The following is a 25,972-nucleotide window of genomic DNA, read 5'->3' as shown; positions in this document are numbered from 1 at the left end:
TTCCTGCTTCATGCTTACGTACATCCATTAAATCCTTTACAGAATCCGTTGCCGAACTTCCTTCCTGCATCCGTTCAATCCGTTACAGAATCCGTTGCCGAACTTCCTTCTTCCATCCATTAAATCCGCCCTTGCGAATCTGTTACCGAACTTCCTTCTTCGTTGCAAATCGAGGTAATTCATGCGTCAAGTTAGATTTTGGGCGATCGCGCCAATTGCTCTACTAGCTACTTTTTCTGGTAAACCGACTCTCTCCCTGCCAGTTTCAAATTCAGGTGGAGTTGCTAACAGTATTTCCACCCTCATTTCAGGAGAAATTCCTCAAAATTTACCTAACGCGAAGCCTGCTGACAAGGCTGTTTTAGCGCAAGCAAGCCCCAGCCCGTCGCCATCACCAGAGAGTTCGCCAACTCAGAGCCCAACTGTAGAACCTCTGCCGAGTCCTGATGGGGGTGCATCTAAGGTCATTTTAGAGCAAGACGGAGAACTCACCCCTGCTAAGTCTTCTGTACTGCCCTCGGACAGCAGTTTGTACGACGAGTATACCTTTGAAGGCACTCAGGGTCAGAAAGTGGTTGTTACCGTAGAAAGTACCGAGTTTGATACTTATCTCGCTATTTTCAACTCCCAGGGCGAGATAGTTGGAGAAAATGATGATGCAACGCAGCAAAATTCCAATTCAGAGATTTCTGTTACCTTGTCTGCGAATGGTCGCTATCGCGTCATTGTCAATGCTTACGATCCGCCTCCAAAAGGTAGAGGCAAGTACAGTTTGACAGTCCGCGAAATAACTGGAAATTAGTTTGAACGAAACTTGGGAGTCAGGGCACGGCATTGCCGTGTCCCTATAATTCAAGGACGATCGCACTTACTTGTAGTGCGATCGACTTTGGTACATTCATGTGTTATCTGAAACTAGAAAAGTCATAATTTTGCATTTATAATTTGATAAACTGTATTTTAAATAAAACTCTTAAAAGTAGAAGGGAAGCTGAAAAAGCGATAAATTTTCAACTTCCCTTCTTGATTTAGATTAATTTAACGAAAACCCAGCCAGGTAAAAAAATCCTGGCGGGTGAAGAATTCTAGCAGCAAAAGTCCCACGAATCCCACCATCGCAAATCTGCCGTTGATTTGTTCTGCATAGGCATTCCACCCAAAGGCTGGTTCTGGTTTTGGGGTATTTGGGGTTGTCGGTGTTGGGGATGGAGGAGTTTTGGCAGTCATTTAAAAGTGTTGAGTTTTGAGTTTTGAGTAATGACTTTTGGGAAGCTTTGCGATCGATCGCACAACTTGTAATTTACCAGGAAAATGACAGCCGATCGCTAATCTGCTGACTTTTCTAAATTTTGAACCGATTCGATCAGATTTCGCACGGTTTCGGTACCTTCTGAAGGCTCAAAAAACAGCGGGAACTTGCCGCGAGCGATCATTCTCAAACCCAAGGGGCCCAGACTCAGCAAACCTTTAACATCGCGGAAGTAGTTTCCTACTACCTCGATGCCAAACTTGCGCTCGTCTATCCAGCCGCCTTCTTTGACGAGCTCGATTAAAACTTTACGGTGGCGGATCGATCGACTCGCTTGGTCGTCTTTGCGATCGAGAATCTCTTGTTTAATCTTACCAATTTGATCCATCGGCGCCACTTCCATCGGACAAACCGAGTTGCAGTAGTAACAGCGGGTGCATCCCCAGACGCCTGCGGTGCCTTCGTTGTATTGTTCCAGCCGATTTTCGGTTTCGCTGTCGCGGGAGTCGGCGATCGTGCGGTAAGCTTTGGCGAGGGCGTGGGGGCCGACAAATTCCGGGTTGACTTCGCGGGCGTTGCACTCAGAATAGCACGCACCACAGAGGATGCAGTTGCCGGTTTGGTCGAGTTTCGATCGCTCTTCTGGAGTTTGCAGAAATTCGCGTTCTGGAATTGCTCGCGAGGCGGTGCTGATATATGGTTCAACTGCTTCTAGGTTGTCCCAAAAACTGGTCATGTCAACAACCAAATCTTTAATAACCGGCATATTTCCCATGGGGGCGACGGTGATTTCTGGGACGAAATCCGTAGGCATTTCTGCTGAGCTGGAATCGGCTATTTTTTGCAGTCTTGCGAGTTCGCTGGCTACATTTTCTTTGCAAGCTAATGCTGAGCGACCGTTAATTCGCATAGAACAACTGCCGCAAATTGTATTGCGGCAATTTTTGCGAAAAGCTAAAGTGCCGTCGTGTTCCCACTTAATACTGTTGAGGCAGTCGAGGATGGTATTGCTCTCTTCCACATCTAGGGTGTAAGTGTGAACCCGAGGAGCCTCATTTTGATTTTGGCGCACTACATTAAAGCGGACTTTCATATTTTGAGTAAGGAATTTACTTTCTATTTTAAGCTAAATTTTTTAACTTTCTAGAAAGCTATTATTTTTTTAACAACTACCTAAAGTAAGAGATTTTAAAAAATTTATTATTGTTTGATAAACATCAATAATTCTCAAGTTATAGATCCTAAATTACCACTTTTTTAAGCGGATTTGTGAGCTATTAATTGGAGATAAAAGTAATTAATCGCTGCAATTCGGTAGTCGGAGGTGCGTGATGTCCAGCTTGTTTGTATTAACTTTCATGTTTTCCACACCGGCTTTTTGTCTGGGTCTGCTAAATCCTCAATGGGTGGGACTGGGAACTCGTAAGCGATCAACTGCCTTGTACGGCGGCTTGATGGCAGTTTCGTTCGTTTTGCTTGGGGTTACAGCACCTAAGGCGCCACAACCAGTTTCATCAGGGCTGCTGGCCTCAACTGAATGGCCAGAATTTAGGGTAAGCGCACCTTTGCGCTGAAGGTAGCTGGGTATGCATTTCACTTTTTTGGCAGCATTACAAGAAATTTTACCAGGACTTACGGCCGGTTGGGGCCAGAAACGTAGTTTTTTAAGAAAAATACTTGGTTCTACTCATTTACTGCAATTAAAAACCCCGGTTTATAGGCGTCGGAGTGCGATCGCCAACTGTAGGGAAAAATCGGGGCTTTAGTAAGGAGAAATCCCCTAACAGGACTTACGCAAAAAACCCGGTTTATTCCACAACTCGTCGCTTTTTGGATAAATATTGACGCAGCAACGGGGTTTTGGGTCTTTGAGTGCGTCCAAGACTGATATCGTTTCCGGTTGCATCGGAATAATAAAATCGAGTCAACAGTTAACACTCAACCATTCAGTTTTTCGACCCGCCCGTCAACAGTTAACAGTCAACAGTCAACAATTATGTATGAGTGCAACCAAAATTGATATGACTCAGAAACCGGGTTGCACTAGGGTTGGGTGTCCAACGTTCTAGTTTACTTCGTAAATCATAGGGATTTGTGAGTTGGTCGGCGGATAAATAAGCAACTTAACTTCTCAGGACTGACGCACAGGGATTAAAGAACTCAGGTGGTTTAAACAGATATCCTTCGTGCTTCACCTCGGATTTTGGTAAAAGAAACCCGGTTTCTGCGTCCTGGATGAGTTCTCTTTTTTACTGCTAAAAATCGCTATGTTTAATTTTTTCGTCTTAAGCTTTCTCTTGTCTATCCCTGCCTTCTTTCTGGGTATTGTTAATCCGAAATGGGTGGGCGCACCCACCCGCAAGCGATCGATCGCGATGTACGGCGGGTTGATGGCGGCTTCGTTTGTGCTTGTTGGCGTCACCGCACCCCCTCCGTCTCAGGAAGTTTCAGTGGCGCTTCCGGCCCCAACCGATCCGCTAGTATCCTCTCAAACCGCTAAGCCGTCACCGCTTTTGGCAGTGCAGACACCCAAGCCGGAAACTGTGAAAACGCCGACACCAACACCGAAACCTGCCATTTCTGCTGCCACACCTGCACTTGCCAAACCAGAGCCCCGCAAATTGCCATCTTCAGTCAAATCTGTTGAGCGAACCGCAGAGATTGCTATTGATGCACAGCAGCCAAAGGAAGATACCAAGAAAGTTATTTATGAGTCTTCTAAACCGAAGGTTAAAAGTGCCGATTTTCCGAGTTGCGTTAACTCGGATTGCAACTGTTCTGACTTTACGACTCAAGACGAAGCGCAGCGAGTGTTAGAGGCATATCCGGGCGATCGGTTTAAGCTCGATCGAGATAAAGACTCGATCGCTTGTGAAACGTTGCCTTAGATTTTATCTGCCAACAGCCTCGGTTAATGATGAAGGCTTTTTTCGGTGATTGTACTAATTGAAGAAGGCAAGTCGATCGGCTAAAATTGTGTAATTGTTGAGCTTGCGGTGCGGGTGCAGCTATGACTTACAGCTTGAGAATTGTCGATTTGCCAACGAGTGAACGGCCACGGGAACGGCTGATGGCGGGCGGCCCGAAAAGTTTGGCGACTGCGGAATTGATTGCGATTCTCCTGGGTACTGGTCAGGGGCCCGGCAAACTTTCCGCCGTCGGGCTCGGACAGTATATTTTAAATCAGTTGAGTTTGCACCAGCGTGATCCTCTGGCTGTGCTACGCACTATTAGCGTTCAGGAGTTGACGCAGATTCACGGGATTGGCCCTGCCAAGGCAACTTCGATTTTGGCTGCGGTCGAGTTAGGGAAGCGGGTGTTTCAGTCGAGGCCACCGGAAATGGCGGTGGTTGACTCTCCGCAAGCGGCAGCGGATGCCCTGAGTCAGGATTTGATGTGGCAGTCTCAGGAACGTTTTGCTGTGGTGTTGCTGGATGTGAAAAATCGGCTGCTGGGTACTCAGATAATTACGATCGGCACAGCAACGGAAACTTTGGCTCACCCACGGGATATTTTTCGCGAGGTGATCCGCCAGGGGGCGACGCGGGCGATTATCTCGCACAATCACCCCTCCGGGATTGTGGAGCCAAGCCCGGAGGATATTGCTTTGACGCGACAGTTGCTGGCGGGAGCGCAGTTTTTGTCGATTCCCCTGCTGGATCACTTGATTTTGGGGAATGGCGATTTTCGGAGCTTGCGGCAGACGACGACGCTTTGGGACGAGTATCCCCAAGGCGATTGAACTCTTATACTTAACTAATTTCATTACTATCATTAGTTATTTGTATCTTTGGGTCCTCCGACGGCCCAATCAGCTCTGAGAGCAGGTAAATTTTCAGGCTGGAGTCCCCCGCGAGAGCCTGTTTTGGCTGAATGTCGCTGCTGATACTTCGTTTCGATCACAACTCGGTTAATCTAGTATAGGTAGGCTGAAGAGGTCGCTAATCCGATTTTTTTTGAGCATACTAAACGTATACTAAACCAGCACCTAAATATCCATTTATTAAGAAATTATTAAATGGGATGTAAAATACACGGTGTGGTGATAGGAGGAGAACTGTGTTTCTGAGACTTGCAGAACAACACCGTAAATTCGTTCAAGATTTGGTAATGAATCTCCAAGCTTTAGCGATCGTGCTAGAGCATCGGGGTTATCTGGCATCCTGCTACACTTGCGGGGGTCAGATGAACAGTGCCTCATTTATGGTCAGTTTGACGGACAACCATCTGATTCGATTTTTAGTTTCAGATTACGGTATCACTTGGACTGAGATGCGGGACGACCGCGAACTCATGAAACTAGAAGGTGCAGAAGCGATTAATCAGTTACAAGAACTGGCAAATCTCGTAAAGTATCAAATCCAACCTTCGGAAGCTACTTTAGCGACGGCGCAGTGAGTGTAGCGATTGCACGGTTCCGAGGAAGGCGACGCAAGAAAGTGGGTGCTTGTCTGCTAAAACCGAATCCCCAGCGAGTTAGTTGAGAGGGTTGACGTGTTGCACAGCGATGGCTGCTCAACATAGAAGGGTGCTTTCAGGGTGCCTTCAGACGGTTTAGCGCTCAGTCGATCGAAGTGAGCCTGGGCAGACGGCATACTTTATGCCCGAAGTCTCAAACTTGGAACCTCTAGTTTTTTTTTCCCGAATTTGATTCTCCCTTGAGAGCGATTAGCAAAATGTAGAAGTGTGACTGCTCGTCGGCTGCGATGTTAATTTCTCACTTGGCATTCAAAAGTCAAGGAATTGAAATTAACTTTAAGCAGGCAGGTAAAATTTAACATCCAGAGTGAGGATGAGGCTGTGAAGATTGGGCCAAAGGCGGCCCCGGGGTGTGACGTGCGGGCGAATTGCATTTATTTTTGCTTTTCGATTTAGCCGATAAAGCTAACAATTAACTTGAAACAGCATCATTGCTGTAAAAATCTCACAGCCGGCTTTAGCCGGCTAAGTTTTGCGTATAAGCTGATACGCAGCTAGATTGTATAATATAAATATAAAATAAGCGATAATTAGTTATAATGTATGCCAGCCAAAAACCATCTATCTCAAAATCAAAAACAGAGACTCATTAAACTATTAAAAGAGTCTGAGGATAATTATGTGAGGGAAAAAGTTCTAATCTTATTGCTAATAAATGACGGAAAAAGTTATCGACAAATCAGTGAATTCATGGAGATTGCTTACACAACGGTAGCTTATTGGTCAGTTCATGGCGACCCAGATAATTTGGATAGTTTTTTAGATAAAAGAAGCCAAGGTAATTTTCGCAAAGTCACTCCAGAGTATGAAAAAATATTGATAGATACAATCGATAAAGCTCCGGCAGAATATGGATATGAATTTGGGAGATGGACGGCAGCCAGACTAGCAACATATTTAGAAAAAGTCACAGGAATTAAATTGAGTGGTTCCCAAATATCCAGGATATTACATAAAAAAAAATACGTTTACATTTGGGCTAAATATAGTTTAGAGGACAAACAAAATCCCGTTGAAAGAGAAGTATTTAAACAGAAGCTATCCGAGTATTTAAAAATAACAAAACAAACCCCAGAGCTTTTACAGGTATGGTTTTGGGACGAAAGTGGATTTAGCTTGCGAGTGATAAGAAGAAAAACTTGGGGTAAAAAAGGTAGTCGAAAAAAAATCACAGGTCAAAGGAGAAGAGGCAGAGTAAATATCATGGGTGGATTGAGATATCATGACAAAAAAAGGTTAAATTTTGTAATAAAAAAAGGAGACTCGAATACGTTTTATGAGCAAATTAATGCCTTAAATGATTCGATTGTCCAAGAATGGAGAGAACTGGGTAATCAAGCTGAAAGTTTTGCCGAATCAGGAATAAAGATTGTAATTATTTTAGACAATGCTAGTTTTCATAAAAAGAAAGATATTCTGAGCCAAATATCAGCCGAAATGCTTCATATTATTTTAGAATTTTTGCCACCTTACAGCCCCGATTATAATTTGATTGAATTGGTCTGGCATTCAGCGAAAGAATATATAGCACATCGACTGTTTAAGTCAGTAGAAGAATTGTCAGAATTACTACATAGATTATTAAATGAAGGAGAAATGGTTATCAAATGGGAGCGAAAAATCAAAAATAAAGGCAATGCTATTTTATCTGGTTTAGCTGCGTAGCAGCTTATCTAGGCTTATGGGCAATGTTTTGCCCTCAGATTAAACCGCTCTTTGAAGTGCCCGATCGCACTTGCTACACTAATATTTTATAATATTTTAATTATCAGTCCTAAAATATTTATCGCCAAGTTTGGAGTCAGCATCAAATGGTAAATTTAAGCGAACTTCTAGAACCCATCGCCAGTCAATTTCGCAGTCTAGGAATTCCCGAACCAATTACCCATTGGGGACACCCTGTAATGATGGGGATCGTGGTGGTGGCGATGGGCAGTTTTGTCGGGTATACGGGATGGCAGGGACGTTTGGCCACCGATAAAGATGTCGCACTCAAAAGTCGCTCGGATCACCGCAAGCTTGCACCGTGGATGTTTCTGTTTCTAGCTTTGGGCTATACAGGCGGCTTGCTGTCGCTGGTGATGCAGCACCAGCCAGTCATGGAAAGTCCGCATTTTTGGACAGGTTCGGCAGTGCTGGTTTTACTGGCTGTTGGCAGCTTGATTTCACTAACGGGTTTTGGGGGCAATAAGCTGGCACTGCGCGCGGTTCACGCTTATTTAGGCACGACAGCCCTTGCACTTATGGTGCTGCACGCGGCTTTCGGTTTAAAATTGGGGCTGTCTATTTAGAAGAGGAAGAGGAAGGGGAAGGGGAAGGGAAAGAATGTAAGGAAAGAAATTTTGCCATAACTTACGCATCGGTAGCCAGAAACCAGGTTTTTTATCCTACACGGCGTTTAACCATTTATCCCGGTTGAAAAACCCGGTTTCTTTGGTAATGAGTGCAGAAGTCTGGCATAGGTTTTCCTGAAATATTCCCCCTCTAATATCGTTTCCGGTTGCATCGGAATAATAAAATAGAGTCAACAGTTAACACTCAACCATTCAGTTTTTCGACCCGCCCGTCCACAGTCAACAGTCAACAGTCAACAATCATTCCGGTGCAACCGGAATTGATATAAATTACTAATTAATGAATCAAGCAACGGGTGCCATTTTCTGTCTTGCCTACATTTTGGGATTGATTTCTACAGCGGTTCCTTGGGGGAGATACGCGATACTTGCTTTGGGAATAGCGGTAGCGATCGCCCTGCCGAAATTGTTGCGAAATTTTACTAAAAATTCTGTCAAAATTACTAAGAAAAGACGCAGCAGACAAAAAGAAAATGCTCTTGAAGAACCCTTAGATGCGAGGGAAGAATTGAGTTTGTTGGAAAGGCTGCCGAGAGCGAAATGGGTGTGGGCAGTTGCGGGTTTGGTGGCATTTCTAGCTAGCGTTTATTTTGCAGTTCGATCGCCCCAACCGGCAATAGATGACATCAGCAAACTGATTCCGGCTGGCGGCAACACTCAAGAAGTGGCGGTGACAGTTCGCGGTAGAGTTGTCAGTACACCTCGATTGACTCGATCGGGTCGATCGCAATTTTGGCTAGAAACAGATTTAGTTAGCGAAATCAACGGCGGCGAGGGAGGAGCAGTTGTAAACCGCCCAGTATCCGGCAAACTCTACGTTACACTGCCGCTGCTGCAAGCAACAGGTTTGTACGCCGACAATACGATCGCAGTTGTGGGTTCCTTGTACAAACCGCAGCCGCCGTCGAATCCGGGGGCTTTTAATTTTCAAGCATATTTAGCCAGAGAAGGGGCTTTTGTAGGGCTCAAAGGCCGTCAAATCGACTGGAGGAGAGAAAAAGCGATCGCAGATGTAAATCGAGTTAACAGCCAAACGGCTGCTTTCTTGGAGCCAAGCGGGATGCAGCCATCGAAAATTCAAGCGATGCGGCAGCGGATCGTGCGATCGCAGCTATCGCAGTTAAATGTTCCCGAAGGCCCGCTGATCAGTGCGATCGCCCTCGGCAAACAAGCAGTAGATTTACCTTACAACATCCGCGACTATTTTGTGCAAGCTGGATTGGCCCACGCGATCGCAGCTTCCGGCACTCAAGTTTCGATGGTTTTGGCTTTAGTTCTAGCTTTAACTAGGCGTTTTTCCAAACAATTACAATTTAGCTTTGGCGTCGGTGCTTTATTTTTGCTCGTGGGATTAACTGGCTTTGAACCATCAGTATGCCGCGCCGCTTTGATGGGATTTGGAACACTATTTGCCTTGGTGCTCAACCGCGCAGTAAAGCCGCTGGGATTGCTGTTAATCGCTGCTACTATTTTACTACTGGTTAACCCTTTGTGGATTTGGGATTTAGGTTTCCAACTGAGTTTTTTGGCAACTTTGGGATTAATAGTGACCACGCTGCCACTGATGGCAAAATTGGACTGGATTCCTCCCGCGATCGCTTCGATTGTTGTGGTTCCGATCGCCGCTTCAGTTTGGGTGCTGCCGCTGTTACTTTACGTTTTTAGCGTGGTATCACCTTACAGCATTTTAGTTAATATTATTGCGGCTCCTTTGCTGTGGATTTTGAGTATTGGGGGGATGGTTAGCGCTTTAGCTGGATTGATTTTTCCGCCCGCTGGCAGTGTTTTAGCGCAACTCCTAGACTATCCGGCAAAGGGGTTAATTGCGATCGCCCAATATTTCTCGCAATTGCCCGGTAATTCGGTAGCTGTCGGTCAAGTATCGGTGTTTCAATTAATCGCGCTTTACAGTTTAATTGGCTGGGTTTGGATTGGGGGAAGAAGGAAGAAGGAAGAAGGAAGAAGGAAGAAGGAAGAGGGAAGAAAGAAGAAGGGGAAAAGTAGAGTTATTGCGCTGCCGAGTTTTTCATCGGCTTGGATTTTACCGCTGGCGCTTGTGGCGGGAATAAGTATCATAGTTTTGCCAGCTTGGCACGTTCAATCATCTTTATTTCAAGTTACTTTGCTGGCGACATCTGGCGAACCTGTTTTAGTAATTCAAGATAGGGGAAAAGTGACGCTCATTAATAGCGGTGATGAAAATACCGTAAGGTTTACAGTGTTGCCTTTTTTGCAGCAGCAAGGAGTTAATTCTGTGAATTTTGCGATCGCCACTCACGGTCATTTAGGTTTGAGCGCAGGTTGGGGAAAATTACTAGAACGCTTGCCAATTAAAACATTTTATGATAATCATGCTCCGAAACAAATTCACCGTGGCAGCAATCAGGAATTTATGACGGCTGTGCAATCACGCCAAGGCGTTTACATTCCTTTAGAAACTAGCGGTACAGTTGATCTGGGTTCGACGCGGTTGCAGTTCGTGAATGCGGAGATTCCGGTGGTAGAATTGCTCGTGGGCAATAGAACTTGGTTGCTAGTCGGTGAAATGACACCGGAAGCGCAAAGAAAATTGGCAGCAACGGGAACCTTGAAGCCGGCTCAAGTGCTGTGGTGGTCGGGAAAAACCTTGACGGCTGAGTTATTGGGCGCAGTGGGGCCGCAAGTGGCGATCGCATCTGCTAACGAAATCGACCCAGAAACCGCCGCCCAACTGCGCCAAAGCAAAACCCAGATATTCTGGACAGGGCGCGACGGAGCTCTCCAGTGGACTCCAGCAGGGGGATTTAAGACCACTCTGGAATCGGAAGAAAATCAAACTTCTTTTTTATAATGATTTACAATGTGGCGCACTGTGCGGTAATATACTTTTAGCTCACATCTCAAATCAATTGGAGAGGTGGCAGAGCGGTTGAATGCGGTAGACTCGAAATCTACTTTAGGGGTGACTCTAACGTGGGTTCAAATCCCACCCTCTCCGTACATCTAAGCGTCAAGTGGCAAGCGCGCACCTTATTAATTTAGGGTGCGCGCTGCGTATCTAACCCAAACTTCAACGTAGGGCCCGCGCTGTGCACATTATGATGTTAGCGATCGCCCTATCAAAAATGAGTTAATTCCAATAGAGTTTTCAGCTATGAAATTAAACTCCCCAATCTCAGTAGCATGATAGCCGTTTTCGTTTCGGTAAGTAGATGCTTAGAATGTCAAGGGAATTCTTAACTCGAAACCGAGAACAAAAACAGGGAAGAGTTTTTGTAAAGCAGGCGGTTGCAAACCGCTGTCTCCATCATTAATAAGGTGTGGACTGAGTATGGGGGAATGAGCCTAGATTCTTTGTTTCCCTAGTTTGTAGTCGCTAGTTCCTAGCCTGAGAGCAAGAGAGCCTGTTGCCCGTTCCCCTTGTCCTCTTTCTTCTAATAACGGGGTTGCGAGTTGGGAGGCTGTACTTTATGCGCTAAAGCCCCAGCACGAACTGCTCATATCGGAATAGAAATCACAAACTCCGAACCCTGTCCCAACGAGGAATTCACAAGTAACGTACCTCCATGTTTTTCCACAACAATTTGGTAGGCTATAGACAATCCTAAGCCTGTTCCTTGACCCACAGATTTGGTTGTGAATAAGTGGTTAAAGATGTTTTCCTTTATGGAGGCCGACATCCCCACTCCATTATCCTTAATGCGAATTAAAACCTGATCTTTGGATTCGCTCAGAGCAGTTTGAACCGTGATTTGATTAGGTAGGGCTTTAATTTCCTGAAAACTGCGTCCCTTATTTGACTCCTCCAGAGCGTCAATGGCATTGGCGAGTACGTTCATAAATACCTGGTTTAACTGGCCGGGAAAGCATTTCACTAGGGGCAAATCACCATACTCTTTCACAACTTCAATGGCAGGGCGGAACTCGCTCGCTTTTAAACGGTGCTTGAGAATTAGCAGAGTGCTTTCGAGTCCGTCGTGAATATTGAAAGAAACGGGTCGATCGCTATCTGCCCTGGAAAACGTTCTCAAACTCGTACTGATATTGCGAATGCGCTCAACTCCATCCTTCATTGAGCCAATTAACTTGGGCAAATCTTCTCGCAAATACTCCAAGTCAATATCCTCAATTTCTGTTTCAATTTCCCCTCCCGGATTGGGAAATGTTTCTTGATACAAATCAATCAAATTGAATAAATCACCGACGTATTCTTGAGCGGGTTGCAAATTGCCGGCGATAAAGCCTACGGGATTGTTAATTTCGTGGGCTACCCCTGCGACTAAATTTCCGAGAGCAGACATCTTTTCACCTTGCACCAATTGCAGTTGCATGCCTTTGAGATCCTGGATAGACTGCTCTAGTTTTTGGGCATATTCCTGAGATTGTTGATACAGGCGGGCGTTCTGTAAGGAAATTGCAGCTTGGGAGCAGAGGATGTTGAGGATGGCGACGCGATCGCGCGTAAACGCCGCCGTTGTGAGATTATTCTCTAAATACAGAATGCCCATTACTTTACCATGATAGAGAATCGGAGTGCATAAAACGCTCTTGGGTTGCTGCTCAATGATGTAAGGATCTGCCGCGAAGGTGGTTTGAGTGCTGGCACGATCGAATACCAGGATTTCTTTTGTACGTTTGACGTAGTTAATTATGCTCAGAGGAATTGCTTTGCTTTCTTCAACTAGAAGTGATTCCAAATTACAATCTTGGCGATTTGTACAGTGTACGGAAACTCTCCACTTTCCACCTTCATCCAAAATTAATGCTCCGCTTTGTGCTCCGGCATTTTGAACTGCTACTTGCATCAAAGTCGTCAGCAGTTGCTCTAATTCTATTTCACTGGAGAGAGCTTGAGAAGCTTTGATAATGGTCGGCAAATCTACTAATTCCGAACTGGTGCTGGTGCTACCGATAATTGTTCTATTCTTGTTATAGAGGGAAGATTCACTATTGCTATACGAGTGAATCATTTCGCTCGGATTCTGGCAAGCTTGCTCATTTTGTAGTATAGAAGCAATGAGTTGCGGGTAGCGCTGTTCTAGATGGTCAATCTTTGCTTTGGCTCCCCAACGAGCGTAGGCATAATAAGCATCAATTAAATAGGGTTTTGCGAGTTTTTCTTTCCCCCATTCCAAATAGAACTTGGCAGCGAGTTCGTGAGCTAGTGCTTCTTCGTTAATGTATTCGTTTTCTTTGGCGAGGGCAATAGCCTTGTCGTACATCTCGATCGCCTCTATTTTTTCCCCTAAAACCCGATGTCGTTCTGCCTCCACTAAATAGAATTTATGCAGATGATTCATGGGGGCATGATGTGCCCATTTCTGCATTTTTTCTTGATTAGCTTGTACTCGGTCAATAAGTTCCTTTTGCTCGGAAAAGGGAGTATTCAAGTATACCGACAGCCGCACCAGAGAATCATAGAAATAGAAGATAGCAAAAGTTATCTGTCCTGTAGCTGCACCCAAATAGCTTTCTAATCGCTCGATGTTTTCCAGTGCTTCCGAGTAATGCTCAAATAAATAACAAAGTACAATCTTGTTCAAGTAGAGGTAATGAAGTGCTACTCCATTATTAGTTTGCTGGTGTAGTGGCAGCATTTTATCTTCGTCGTAAACTTCACCCTTTAACTGGCAGGGATTTTCCACCCGCCCCATCATGTTTAAGGCAGCTTGCCAAAATACTTCTACAAAATGAAGCGGTGTTTCTTGCTTAATTTTCAGCACTGCTTCCCAGTAGGTTGCCATTTCTCGTTCCAGTTGCGTTAATTGCTTACCACTAAAATACGAGTGATTAATATATACGCTAATAGTATAGCCAGCAAATTCTAACTCTCCGGTTTCCCGACCAATAAAGTATGCTGAAAGCAAAAGTTCTACTGTATTCTTGAGATGTTCTTTCCAATGTTGAACGCCACCAGCAACTATGTACTGCGTCTTGGCAGCGATTGCTTTAGCATTTGACTTCGACACCAAAGATAAAGCTAATTGACCGAACTGATAGCCTGTATCTATATCTCCCATCGCACACAGCAGAAAAGCATACTGAGCATAAGCTGGGGGAGATACAGAAGCATTGCCATATAAGACAGATAAATCGACCTGTTTGCAAATTACTAAAGGCACTAGGGACGGCATCGCTATGTAAGCAGAGGAAAATAGAGTTGACAGAATCCTCATAGTTGCTAGCTGATGCGGATCTGTCATTTGAGGGAGATCGATTAAATTCTCAATTTGCTTTCCGCTCAAAATTGAAGTGGTTTGGGTCAGCGCGTCTCCGATATCAGATTGGTTTGGCGAGTTGTGAAACTCTATTCCGAGCAGATTTAACACTTGTAGCCCCATACCTAGTGCTTCTTGTAGCTTATTCTGCCCCATATAAGCTTGCATTTGCACTTCGTACACCCTCACTTTGTCCAGCAGCGATATAGCTTTTTGCAACACTCTTATAGCTAATATCTCCATTTTTTCAAAATCGCCGTTCAGATAAGCCGCTTCTGCTGCTTCCTCATGCAGCGTCAAAGTTAGTTTATACTGACTTTCCCAGCTATTTACTGTCAGTAATCCCCTTGCCGCGTTCAAATATTCAACCGCAGCAGAATAGGCTGTAGCAGCTTTCGCTTTCTTTCCAGCAACCAGATTCAATTGTGCTAATTGCTCTTGTTCTGCTTCCTGAGTAATTAGCTCAACTCCCACATTCAAGTGGTTGACAATATCAAAAATTCTTTCTTCTCGCTCGGCTTCTGGTGTATTCTGTAATAACAGTTGACCGATTTTTAAATGAGTCGATCGCTTTTGGTCTTCTGGAATCAGAGAATAAGCAGCTTGTTGGACGCGATCGTGTAAAAAATTATATTTGGGTAATTGGTCCTGGGTAATTAGTAATTGGTCAGATTTCTTGCCCTTACCGATTACCGATTCGCTATTTCCCTCTGCTTGATAAAACTTATAAACTTCGCTAATGGGTAAAATTAGCCCGTCTTGTAGTGCCTTCCATAAAGCCGATGCGGTTTCTTCGGGCGAATTTTCATCAACAATTGCTAACGTCGCCAAATCGAACTGATTGCCAATACAAGCAGCTAACTTTAAAACTTCCTGTGTCGGGGCTGGCAACTTTCGCAACTGAAGTGCCATAAATTCTACAACATCATCTGTTAGTGCCAAGGTTCGCACTCGGGCAATATCGCACTGCCAATAACCAAGCTCAAGATTAAATTCTATTAGCCCATCTTCATGCAAAGATTTGAGGAATTGTGTGCTGAAAAATGGATTGCCTTGGGTTTTCTGATAAACGAGTTCTGTCAAAGGCTGAGCCAACCCTGTAGAACAAGCTAGAGTATCGGCAACTAAACTATTTACGTCGGCTCGATCAAGTGGTGCTAAGGTAATAGTATTCACCTTTACTTCAGTTTTTTGAATCTCTGCTAACGTCAGCATCAATGGATGTGAGGGAAAAACTTCGTTATCCCGATAAGCTCCAATTAAAAAGAGATAGCAGTTATCAACGTCGCTCATCAGCAGTTGAATTAATTTTAACGATGCTGAGTCTGCCCATTGCAAATCGTCCAAGAAAATCACTAAAGGATGGTCTTTTGTTGTGAAGACTTGAATGAATTTTTCAAACAACAAATTGAAGCGATTTTGACCAGCACTTCCCGAAAGTTCGGGGACTGGGGCTTGCTGTCCGATAATACGTTCTAGTTCAGGAATGACTTCAACGATTACCTGAGCATTCTCGCCCAAAGCTGCCAAAATTTCCCACTTCCATTGTTCAACTTTCGCATCTGTTTCCGATAGCAGTTGTCCCATTAAATCGCGAAAAGCTTGGACAAATACTGTAAAGGGAAGGGTGCGTTGAAATTGGTCAAATTTTCCTTTAATAAAGTAGCCACGCTGCCGGACAATGGGTTTGTGAACTTCGTTGACAACAGCGGTTTTACCAATGCCAGAAAAACCAGAAACGAGCATCATTTCAGTGCTACCTGCACTCACGCGGTCAAAGGCGGCTAGCAGGGAGAATACTTCGCTTTCCCGACCGTACATTTTTTCGGGGATGATGAAGCGATCGCACAAATCTCGCTCCCCTATGGTAAATTTAGTCAGCGCCCCTGTCTCTTGCCACTGGGATAAACAAGTTTCCAAATCAAACTTGAGTCCTAGGGCACTTTGATAGCGAGCTTCAGCATTCTTCGCCATCAGTTTGCTGACAATCTCCGACAGCACCAATGGAACGCTCTGGGTGACTATTGAGGCTGGGATAGGTTGCTTAGCAAGGTGACAGTGTACCAAATCCATTGGATCGTCTGTTTGAAATGGTAACTTTCCTGTTAGTAATTCGTAGAATGTTACTCCTAGGGAGTAGAAATCTGTGCGGTAATCAATGCCTCGGTTCATTCGCCCCGTTTGTTCGGGAGATATATAAGGTAAAGTGCCTTCAAGGACGTTGGGATTTTGAATTTCTTGGGTTTCGCGCGGCAGCATGGAAGCGATGCTGAAGTCAATCACCTTCACTTCTTTGTTGGTGGGGTTAATTAGAATATTGGCGGGCTTGAGGTCTTTATGGATGACGTGGTGGCGATGAAGTCCGTCAAGGGCGTTGGCAATTTGAATCGCCATAGGAAGAAAGTCGTTAACTGGTAAGCCTTCTAGGGTTTCGTTGCTAGCTTTTGCCAGACTAGCGAGGTAACTACTTAAGGAAATTCCGCCAAAGTCTTCCATCACCAGAGCATAGCGGTTATGATAGCTCTCCAGGCTGTAGACCTTGACCGTGCCGGGGATATTTAAGTTTTTAGCAATGACGTATTGGTTGCGGAAGTGAACGAGTTCGTTGAAGCTGGGAAACTCATTTCGCAGTAGTTTGATGACGACGGGTTGCCCATTTGAAGAGCGAATGCCGCGATAAACTAGAGTTCGATTGCCTGCGTAAATTTGCTCGTTAAGGTGATATCCTAGGAAAAGTTTTGTGATATTAGTCATATCTACGTATTCCTACTACTTCTGACAAGCCAGAAGCTTTTGAGAGTTACTATCTACTATTTTCGCTCGCTCTACTGTGGTATTCAGTGAATAACATTTTTCTTAATATACTTTGTGGCTTAAATTATCAAAGCGCGAGTTGAAAACAATACTTCAAGATTTTATGTAAGAGCTGTTTATGCTTGAGTTAAGACTAAGTAGAAAATGAAGAAGGCTAAGGCTGATTAAACGACAGCAGTTGATAGAAGAGGAATTTAAGAGGCTAATCAGATACTTAATAGTATTTTTGAAACCGATGCTGGAATGCGATCGCCTATTCCATCTAATATCTAGTTTAGCTCATAATTTAATCACATCATTACAATTCGCGCGACTCTGCATTTAAAGCAGGAAGCAGAGGAAATCGAGTTTGTGCGCCAGAAAATTGCGGATCACTTAGGAGTCCTCGGATCGCAAGCTGAATTATTTGTCAAGATTCAATAACAATCTGCCCAATTCTCAGAAGTGAATCACGTATTAAATGCTAAAGTTCCGAAGCGGAGAATGAAACTCGCCCAAGTCAATCAGGCACTCCAAGCAGAGATTAGCGCCCGTCAGCGATGCTTGCCGACTCTGGCAATTGAGGCAGCGCCGCAGGCAGTCGGCTAAGTTTTTTTTACAAGTTTTTTTTACTTTTATCGTAACGCCCACCGACGATCGTCCCGACGCTTTCCGAGATCGGTTTTCATTTCGGTGGGCTAAAAAACCCGGTTTCTGAGCGCCCCAGTGCGCTCAGGATGGGCAGAAATCTCTCAGAAAACCGGTTTCTGAGCTTTTGCGTATCCTGTGTCTTTCTGCGGAACATCCATCCTGCTTGCTCTCGAAAGGCGTAAACTTGATGCTCGATTAATTTATAATGAGAATTGTTATCATTCGCAAATTAGCACTTCTCATGCAAGCGAACTCAGAAGCCACGCCGCCCCAAGTTGATTTAGCTGTAATCGGCGCTGGGCCGCACGCCCTGACTCTAATATCACACATATTGAAAAAACGCAACAGCCTGCGGAATAAACTTTTAGCATTCGATCCGAGCGGCGAATGGCTGACCCAGTGGCGGAGGCAATTTGCAGCTTTAGAAATTGGGCATTTGCGATCGCCCGCAGTGCACCACCCAGATCCCAACCCTTACGAATTGCGGAGGTTTGCCGAAAATCGCTCCTCGGAATTGTTTCCCCCCTACGATTTGCCTGGAAGTCGGTTATTTGAGGAATTTTGCGGGGACACAATAAAAAGGTGGGAATTGGGCGATCGAGTTATCAAAGCAAAAGTTACCCGCATTCAGCCGAAATCCGGCCATTTCCGCCTGTGGTTTGAAGACGGAAAAAGTGCGATCGCCCGCCGAGTAATTGTCGCCGCCGGAAGTGGAAAACCGCATTTACCAGCGTGGGCAAATCAAATTCAAACACAGCATCCCGCCGAAAGAATTCGCCACTCCCATCAAGTAGATTTGCGAAATTTGCAATTGCAAGGAGAACAAATATTAATTGTCGGAGGCGGACTAACCAGCGGACATTTAGCAGTAGGAGCAACCGCCAGAGGAGCAAAAGTCCTGTTAATGACTAGGCGCTATTTACAAGAAAAACTATTTGATGCCGAGCCCGGTTGGTTGGGGCCAAAATACCTCAAAGGATTCGTCGCCGAACCAGATTGGCATAAGCGGTGGGAAATCATTCAACAAGCCCGCAACGGTGGCTCGATGACACCGGAAATTATGACACAGTTGCGGAGGTTCTCCCGCAGCGAAAAACTGACATTTCACGAACAGTGCGAAGTGGTTGGCGTTCGGTGGGAAAATAACAGATGGACTGTTGATTGCAGCAGTGGCGAGACGTTATTAGTCGATCGAATTTGGCTAGCAACCGGCACCAAACTAGACATTGCAGCCGAGCCCATGTTCAAAGAAATGCTAGAAACGCATCCCATTGAAATAGTTAAAGGTTTGCCAGTTTTAGACAAACACCTGCGTTGGCCCGGATGCGAATTATTTTTGACCGGTGGTTTAGCAGCGCTGCAAGTGGGGCCAGTCGCAAGAAACCTTTCTGGGGCGAGAATGGCGTGCGATCGCATTGTACCGGCGATCGTCAAATCCAGCATTGCACTCTCGCCAGCAATAATTAGTCATATCAATTCCGGTTGCACTCATACATGATTGTTGACTGTTGACTGTTGACTGTTGACTGTTGACGGGCGGGTCGAAAAACTGAATGGTTGAGTGCTAACTGTTGACTCGATTTTATTATTCCGATGCAACCGGAAACGAGATCAGTAGTCATTAGTTATCAGTGAGTAGTCATCAGTTATTAGTTAAGTTGTGGTACATTAAAATTGCATATTTCTAGCGACCTGGGAGCAACTACCCACTTATGGTTTGATTATTTATTGACACACAATTTTAATGCTGAGTGAGCTGATGAGCAATTTACTTTTTAACTCTGCGCTCATCATAAAAAATTCAAAAAATCCTACTAGAAACATTTGATTTCTTTACTTATTCCAATACCTGCGCCAGTGAAACAAATTCTCCCACAAATTCTGGATAAAAGTATTGCTGCCCAAGCGCTGCGACTCCCAAAGAGAGGCAGTTTGACCGTTAATTGCCGAAAAACTCGACCAAATATAAGGAAGTTCGGCGATCGCCTCAACCTTCATCCCGTGACGCACAGCCAGGGCGATCGCGTGAATCAACTCAGCAGCTTGTGGCCCCACAATACTCGCTCCCAACATCTCCCCGTTGCGACGCCCGACAATCTTACAAAAACCAGTTGTCTCCCCGGACATTTGAGCTCTTTCAACATTCTTGAAATATTCCCGACCAATAATGAGATCGTCTCCAAAACGGCGCCTTGCTTGCGCTTCAGTCAAGCCAACCCTCGCCAATTGCGGGTCAGAAAAAATCGCCCAAGGAATCCCGCGATAATCTATTTGAAACATCGGCAAAAACAAAGCATTTTTCACAGCAACCGCAGCTTCGCAATTAGCGATGTGAGGGAACGGATAACCCCCAGCAACATCGCCGATCGCGTAAATGCGGTGATTAGTTGTTTGCAGCTTTTCATTTAAAATTACCCCCCGATAGCTGAATTTAACCCCAGCCGCTTCGAGATTTAACGATGAAAAATCGTGTCCTCTACCGGCGGCGAGAAAAATCTCCTCAGCTTCGATCGCCCTTGGCCCTGCTTGAATCCACTTTTTACCCTCAATCACCCTCGCTTGAGTCACCTCAGTAGCAGTCAGAATCCGCACTCCTTCAGCTTCCATTGCAGCTTGAACCAACCCAGCCGCCTCCCGGTCTTCTTTAGCCAAAATGTGCGAACTTTTCACCACCAAAGTGACAGCAACCCCCAGCCGAGCAAAAGTTTGAGCCACTTCGACACCGCTGGGATCTGCGCCGATTACAGCCAAATTTTTAGGCAACTGTGGAAGTTTGGCTAATTCCGCGACAGTTTCCGAAGTAAAAAAGCCAGCAGATGAAAGTCCTTCAATATTGGGAATCGCCGGCAGAGTTGGACAAGCTAGCAAATAACAGAGCGATCGCAATTTTCGCCCGCCGACAACAAAAGCCAAATCCGGTTTAGCAACAAACTCGCCGCTGCCAAAAATAACATCGACACCGCGAGCAGCCAAAACGCCGAGATCATCAATTTCTGACAAATTAGAAACAACACCCTCGGCCCACTTGAGAACCCCGTCAAACCCCAATTTGATCGGCACGGAGGAATTAGCGACTTCCCAGCGCACCCCCAACTGCTGGCGGCTGATCTGCTGAGCAAAACGAGCAGCCTCCCTCAAAGTTTGGCTGTATCTCAAACCAAGGTCGATCGACTCTTTCTCCCCAGTCGGCAAATCTTGCGAATTACTGAGCGGTTCCACCAAAGCAACACGAGCCGGGAAATTAGTTGCAGTCAAAGCAGCATAACGTCCGGCCGCAGTTCCACCAATAATCACTAAATCATAGTCACGCATAAATAAAAAAGTCAGTAGTCATTAGTCAGTAGTTAGTAGTTTAGGACGATCCGCGCGGGGTCAGAAACCCGGTTTCTTCTTAGATACTTCGCTGCAAAACCCAAGATTTATCATAGAAACCGGGTTTCTTGGGGATGTCCGCTCGAACGACCAATAAAATCCCTTTGTCAAGTGTTATTGGTTGTTAAGCGTCAACTGACAACAGTCAACTGTCAACAGTCAACTGTCAACCGTCAACTGTCAACCGTCAACTGTCAACTGACTAATGACATCCGCAAGTCCAGCAATCAACCGCAGATTTTCAGCCCTTAAGCGCACAGCCACCCGAAAAAACCGATCGCCCAACTCAGGAAAACTCAAACAATCCCGAATCAAAATGCGGTGTCGTTCCAAGAGACTTTTTTGAATAGAAGAAACCGACATCGACGACTCAACCAACAAGAAATTAGCCGCCCCGGCAAAAGGCTGCAAACCCGGTAAATTAGCCAAACCCTCAAATAGCTCTTGGCGAGCAACAGGCAGCCAATCCCAGGTGTGCCGCTCAAAAGCAGCATCTCGCACCACAGCAGCAGCAGCAGCAGCAGCCAAAGCATTCACAGGCCAAGGATCGCGCAGCAACTGCCAACGGCGCAGAATATCGGGATGGGCGATCGCACAGCCCAAGCGCAGTCCCGGCAGAGAATAGAATTTAGTGAGCGATCGTAAAATCACCAAATTCGGAAACTCCTCAACAGCATCGATCAAAGTTTCCTGCTCAGAAGGCGGTAGAAAGTCCATAAAGGCCTCATCCACCACCACCATACCGAACTGCTTCACATAAGGCAAAATCGCCTCCCTTGCAAACAGTAAACCCGTAGGATTGTGCGGGTTGTTCAGTAGCAAACCTCGTCGAGAGGGGGCATTGAGAGCAAGAGGAACGGGGATACGGAAAGAAGGGGAGACAAGGGAACGGTTAGAAACCGACAAATCATCGGTTTCTAACTCGTTTCCTGCCCCAGCGTCCAACGATTTCAGTTCCAACTGAGATGTTGCACCATGCTCAATTAGTTGTTTAGGAACAGGCAAGATGCCTGTTCCACAAGAAAATTCATTTCTTGTGGAATGGGCATCTTGCCCGTTTTTGACAATGGTGCAAGTTGTGAATTCCAAAGGACATTTCAGCACCTGCGCCCCGAAAGCCGAAAGAGCTCGCCAGTAATCGCCAAAAGCCGGAGTCACCAAATAAGTCGCCTCCAGCTTCGACAAATCCCAAGCCGCCCAAGTCAACAATTCCGCCGAACCATTCCCCGGCAAAATCCAATCCCGGTCAACATTCAAAGCCTCACCCAAAGCAGTCCTGAGCTCTCCATAATCCGGGTCTGGGTAAGCCGTCAGACTGCTCAAGTGAGCTTGAATCGCATTCAATGCCGACTCAGGAGGGCCCAAAGGACTGATACTGGCAGAAAAATCGACAATAGCAGAGGCAGGGCAGCCTGCCAGTGCGGCTGCCCAAGCTAAATTCCCACCGTGTACAGGTCTAATCAAGACTCAGTTCGCCAGCTATTCCGCGTTTTTCGGGGGTGCAACTCTGTCCTTAAACAACTTCCCTGCGGAAAATGCAGGAACTCGGGTTGCCGGGATTTCCATCTTGTCGCCAGTTTTGGGATTGCGACCCTCGCGGGCCTTGCGTTCCCGCGATTCAAACGAGCCAAAACCGACCAGCGTCACTTTGTCGCCATCGGAGACAGCTTCCATGATTGCTTCAAGGGCGGCACTCAAAACAGCATCTGCCTGTTTTTTCGTCACGCTAGCCTTTTCCGCCACTGCATCAACCAATTCACCTTTGTTCATTGCGAACTCCTTCTGGATTTGCAAAATTACGTTAAACAGAGTTAGTTCAACTATTAGCTGTGAGTTATCAACTGGATTGAGGTGTGCTTTGGGAGGTTTGGGTGGTTCCCGATTGCTCCCGTCCGCTTCCCCGAATCACAACTCCTGCTGAATACCAATTACCCTAGGGTAATTGGTCAGAAAAGGAATTTTTGTTTCTAACTGCTGAAAACCCCACAGCATCTAATTTTCACTGCATTATTCTAAAGTCTTGCCGACCGTTATGGATCGGTGGAACCTTTAATTTATATGGATTTGGACAATTTTTTTAATTAATCCCAAAATTTAGGTAAAAAAATACCGCCTTGGAGAGAAGATTTCTCGCCTCGGTGGATTTGAAAGCATAAAAAAAGGAGAAATAGAAGGAATAAAATGTCATTTGTCAAGGGCTAAAGGAAAAGTTTTTTCCTTCTTCCTTCTTTCTTTCCCCTCTTTCTTTCCCCCGTGGGGCAGGGCTGTTTCATTCTCCCGAAACCCGCCAGGGGTTGAAACCCCTGGCTAATAGCGAAAGTCGTCTGAAGACGACTGAAAGAGTGATTTATAGTCCTCTTTTAGAGGACTTTAGCTTTGAGGCAGGGGTTTCAACCCCTGTCGGACTGTTGGACTGTCGGACTCAGGGAAAAGAGCGTGGAAAGTTGACAGCAAGGCATTTTTCCTTCGTTCCTACTGTCTCGGCTGGACCGGCTGACTGCGCTGCAACAGTTGGCGCGCGTCGGGACTGATGCTGTTTTGGTAGCCAAAGTTCGATCGATCGCTATCATCCAAAATCTGCGGTGTCAGCAATACAATCAACTCCGCCCGCTGGTTGGCCTTACTTGTGCTCCTGAACAGCGAACCGATAATCGGCAAATCTCCCAAAATCGGAATCTTGTTCGCTGTAACCCGTTCTTCGTCTCGGATAATCCCCGAAACAATCAAAGTCTGACCGTCCCGCAGACGAATTAGCCCCGATTGCAACGATCGCTCGCCCAGCAGAGTGATACTATTGGCGTTCGCGCCAGTCGAAAGGGTTTGAGTGTTGCCGGGTGTCCTGATAATTGGGTTCACCCGCAGAGAGACAAAACCGTTGTCGTCAATTCGATCGATCGCCACTCCCAACTGCAAACCAGCCCTGTCTTTGACCGCCGTCACCGTTTGGGTACTTGTATTTCCGGTACTCTGCGTTTGCGACGTGATGTTAGTAATCACCTCATCAGTAATATTCACATTCGCCGTTTCTCCTTCTTGAACCACCAGGGTCGGATCGGTCAGGATTTTGGCATTCCGGCTCTCAATAGTTGCCTGCAACGCCGACAGGAACCTCCTAGGATACTGGAACAGTGGGAACAAGCCGAACTCTGCACTTCCTGAGCCTGTCGTCGAGCCTGGTTCGTAATCCGTAATTCCAACTCGCCTGGGGTCATTAGTAATTGGGGCTGTCGGCTGGAGGAACACACCTTTGGCGGGGCCTTCGAGACCTTGACCTGTAAACGGCACGATACGCCGCCCGTTCGCATCGTAGAAAACATCTGGGGTTCCTAGGGGGTTGGGGACGATCGGTCTAGCGATGGGATCTCCAAGGCCACTGGGCGGATTGATGCCACCAAAATTGAGACTTGCCGCCCCATTGTCATTGACGAAGAAATTGTTATTAATTCCAAAAGAGAAACTGCTGTTGGTTCGGTTGTCTCCCAACAAGTTGATATCGATCACCTTGACGTTGACAGCGACTTGACGGCGGCGCAAATCTAGCTGTGTCAAGAAAGCCACAGCCATGTCAACTTTGCGCGGGTCGCCCACCAAAGTGATGGAATTGAGCCTCGCATCCGCCAGCACCGACAGTCCCCTTAGCAACAGCGGCCCGGTGCCTTGGGTAGCGCCGATCGCCTTAATGTCGGGTTCCCTAATTTCCACATCCCGCGCCGCATTTCCCTGGCCCACGCTTTGAATAGTCACCCGAGTAATCGGCAGTTGACTTTCCGCGCCTTGAGCGCTCAAAAAGTTAGCTGCATCCGTAGACCGAACTTGATTGAGCCGCAGAGTCCGAATGATAATATTGCGCGAGTCGATCGGCAAGCTAGTCCCTACAAAAATAGTCCGCCCCTGGCGGTTAGCTTGCAGCCCGCTGAGCCGTAGCACGTAGTTAAAGACATCTTGCACCGACTCATTTTCGATGTCCAAAGAAATCTTTGGCCCTTCATCTGAACCGGTGGCTCCCGGCTGACCAGGCACTGCGGGCTGGCCCGGTTGAGCAGGGGCACCGCCACCTGTAAAAGCAATGTTCAAGCCGGCAGCGCGAGCCAGCAGAGCCAAAACGTCCCGGACTGGGGCATCCCGCAGCACCAAGCGGGGGATGCGTTCTCCCGAACTCAGTTCAATATTTCCCGCGCCGGGGGCGATGTTAGACACTGCGATATCTCCCAAGGGCGGAGCAACTGCCCGCGGTTGGAAAGGCGCAGCCTGATTGCTCTGGGATTGAATTTCGCTGGGGAGGGGCGGGCGATCGTTCCTGGTAACACTAACTTCGGGATTTGGCAGCAGTACGCCTGGGTTTTGTGACGTGCGGATTTGGGGAGCCGGCGGGGGAGCTGTTTGGCTCAGTGGCAGGCCTGGAGGCGGCGGAGGTGCTGTTGGGGCAGACTGTACTGTACCACCCTGTCCGGCAACGCTGAGGACGATGCTTTGGCCTTGTCCCGGCACAATTTGTCCGTTGGGAACTCCGTTGGTGCCGGCTACCACAACGCGGATGCTGTTAGCCTCTACCTGGCTGATTTCTACTGAAGAAATTCCCGGAGCCGGGTTATCTTGACGGAAGCTGTTGCCTTCGGGCAAGCGGAGCTGGGTGTTAACGATTGTGGCTTGGTAAGTATTGCCGTTATTGATGGCGAAAACTTGCGGGCGATCGCCCTTTTCTGTCGCCAGCACAATATTTACGCCATTATTACCTTGACTTACTTGCACTCCTGTGACTTGAGTCGGCGCTGCCAAGACGGGGGCTTGGGCGATCACAACTCCTGCAACGCTGCATAAGAGTCCTCCACTTAACCGTAGATGCTGTTTCACGTTCTCTCCTCCACTACACTTTGTTA

Annotated in this window: 17 protein-coding genes and 1 tRNA gene; 10 read left to right on the top strand and 8 right to left on the bottom strand. The window is 46.4% G+C overall.

The window, feature by feature from the left end; genetic code table 11:
* Window positions 1-36 precede the first annotated feature (36 nt).
* Window positions 37-183: a hypothetical protein gene (locus D0A37_RS17130; protein ID WP_242716140.1), complete on the bottom strand. Its 147-nt coding sequence runs from the start codon at window positions 181-183 to the stop codon at window positions 37-39.
* On the opposite strand from D0A37_RS17130, the gene D0A37_RS17125 reads away from it, so the two are divergent.
* Window positions 182-802 (top strand): pre-peptidase C-terminal domain-containing protein, encoded by a 621-nt coding sequence (locus D0A37_RS17125; protein ID WP_242716138.1) that lies wholly within the window; start codon window positions 182-184, stop codon window positions 800-802. The two genes, D0A37_RS17130 and D0A37_RS17125, sit on opposite strands and share 2 nt — an antisense overlap.
* A gap of 236 nt (window positions 803-1,038) precedes the next feature.
* On the opposite strand, the gene D0A37_RS17120 is transcribed toward D0A37_RS17125, so the two are convergent.
* Both D0A37_RS17120 and D0A37_RS17115 read right to left on the bottom strand, forming a co-directional pair.
* The gene (locus D0A37_RS17120) at window positions 1,039-1,227 is read right to left on the bottom strand and encodes a CAB/ELIP/HLIP family chlorophyll-binding protein (RefSeq protein ID WP_242716136.1); all 189 of its coding nucleotides are present in this window, start codon (window positions 1,225-1,227) and stop codon (window positions 1,039-1,041) included.
* 98 nt (window positions 1,228-1,325) lie between these two features.
* Entirely contained in the window at window positions 1,326-2,342 is a 1,017-nt protein-coding gene (locus D0A37_RS17115) for a succinate dehydrogenase/fumarate reductase iron-sulfur subunit (RefSeq protein ID WP_242716134.1), read from the bottom strand.
* A gap of 1,174 nt (window positions 2,343-3,516) precedes the next feature.
* Here D0A37_RS17115 and D0A37_RS17110 point away from each other — a divergent pair.
* The 7 genes from D0A37_RS17110 (at window position 3,517) to D0A37_RS17080 (ending at window position 11,059) form a co-directional block, all read left to right on the top strand.
* Entirely contained in the window at window positions 3,517-4,137 is a 621-nt protein-coding gene (locus D0A37_RS17110; protein WP_242716132.1) for an excalibur calcium-binding domain-containing protein, read from the top strand.
* 122 nt (window positions 4,138-4,259) lie between these two features.
* Window positions 4,260-4,991, top strand: a complete 732-nt coding sequence (gene radC / locus D0A37_RS17105; protein ID WP_242716130.1) for a RadC family protein — start codon at window positions 4,260-4,262, stop codon at window positions 4,989-4,991.
* Window positions 4,992-5,308: 317 nt separating this feature from the next.
* The gene (locus D0A37_RS17100) at window positions 5,309-5,647 is read left to right on the top strand and encodes a DUF1815 family protein (protein ID WP_015176985.1); all 339 of its coding nucleotides are present in this window, start codon (window positions 5,309-5,311) and stop codon (window positions 5,645-5,647) included.
* Window positions 5,648-6,271: 624 nt separating this feature from the next.
* Window positions 6,272-7,393: an IS630 family transposase gene (locus D0A37_RS17095; protein ID WP_242716128.1), complete on the top strand. Its 1,122-nt coding sequence runs from the start codon at window positions 6,272-6,274 to the stop codon at window positions 7,391-7,393.
* Window positions 7,394-7,539: 146 nt separating this feature from the next.
* Window positions 7,540-8,019, top strand: a complete 480-nt coding sequence (locus D0A37_RS17090; protein ID WP_015176986.1) for a DUF4079 domain-containing protein — start codon at window positions 7,540-7,542, stop codon at window positions 8,017-8,019.
* A 343-nt stretch (window positions 8,020-8,362) separates the two neighbouring features.
* Entirely contained in the window at window positions 8,363-10,912 is a 2,550-nt protein-coding gene (locus D0A37_RS17085; protein ID WP_242716126.1) for a ComEC/Rec2 family competence protein, read from the top strand.
* A 60-nt stretch (window positions 10,913-10,972) separates the two neighbouring features.
* A tRNA-Ser gene (locus D0A37_RS17080) sits at window positions 10,973-11,059 on the top strand.
* Window positions 11,060-11,558: 499 nt separating this feature from the next.
* Here D0A37_RS17080 and D0A37_RS17075 read toward each other — a convergent pair.
* Window positions 11,559-17,033, bottom strand: coding sequence for a trifunctional serine/threonine-protein kinase/ATP-binding protein/sensor histidine kinase (locus D0A37_RS17075; protein WP_242716124.1), 5,475 nt, complete (start codon window positions 17,031-17,033; stop codon window positions 11,559-11,561).
* Window positions 17,034-17,537: 504 nt separating this feature from the next.
* On the opposite strand from D0A37_RS17075, the gene D0A37_RS17070 reads away from it, so the two are divergent.
* On the top strand, window positions 17,538-17,681 hold the full coding sequence (locus tag D0A37_RS17070; protein ID WP_242716122.1) for a hypothetical protein: 144 nt from the start codon (window positions 17,538-17,540) through the stop codon (window positions 17,679-17,681).
* Window positions 17,682-17,928: 247 nt separating this feature from the next.
* On the top strand, window positions 17,929-19,221 hold the full coding sequence (locus D0A37_RS17065; protein ID WP_445242410.1) for an FAD/NAD(P)-binding protein: 1,293 nt from the start codon (window positions 17,929-17,931) through the stop codon (window positions 19,219-19,221).
* Window positions 19,222-19,556: 335 nt separating this feature from the next.
* Here D0A37_RS17065 and D0A37_RS17060 read toward each other — a convergent pair whose 3' ends face one another.
* The 4 genes from D0A37_RS17060 to D0A37_RS17045 form a co-directional block, all read right to left on the bottom strand.
* The gene (locus D0A37_RS17060; RefSeq protein WP_242716120.1) at window positions 19,557-21,035 is read right to left on the bottom strand and encodes a dihydrolipoyl dehydrogenase family protein; all 1,479 of its coding nucleotides are present in this window, start codon (window positions 21,033-21,035) and stop codon (window positions 19,557-19,559) included.
* 240 nt (window positions 21,036-21,275) lie between these two features.
* Window positions 21,276-22,559 (bottom strand): pyridoxal phosphate-dependent aminotransferase, encoded by a 1,284-nt coding sequence (locus D0A37_RS17055; RefSeq protein WP_242716118.1) that lies wholly within the window; start codon window positions 22,557-22,559, stop codon window positions 21,276-21,278.
* Window positions 22,560-22,574: 15 nt separating this feature from the next.
* Window positions 22,575-22,865: a non-specific DNA-binding protein Hbs gene (gene hbs, locus D0A37_RS17050; protein ID WP_006634837.1), complete on the bottom strand. Its 291-nt coding sequence runs from the start codon at window positions 22,863-22,865 to the stop codon at window positions 22,575-22,577.
* A 702-nt stretch (window positions 22,866-23,567) separates the two neighbouring features.
* Window positions 23,568-25,946, bottom strand: a complete 2,379-nt coding sequence (locus D0A37_RS17045; RefSeq protein ID WP_242716116.1) for a type IV pilus secretin family protein — start codon at window positions 25,944-25,946, stop codon at window positions 23,568-23,570.
* Between the last annotated feature and the right edge of the window lie 26 nt (window positions 25,947-25,972).

The sequence above is a fragment of the Microcoleus vaginatus HSN003 genome (assembly GCF_022701255.1).
GTDB classification, from domain to species: domain Bacteria; phylum Cyanobacteriota; class Cyanobacteriia; order Cyanobacteriales; family Microcoleaceae; genus Microcoleus; species Microcoleus vaginatus_B.
This window is presented reverse-complemented; position numbering and strand designations above follow the sequence as displayed.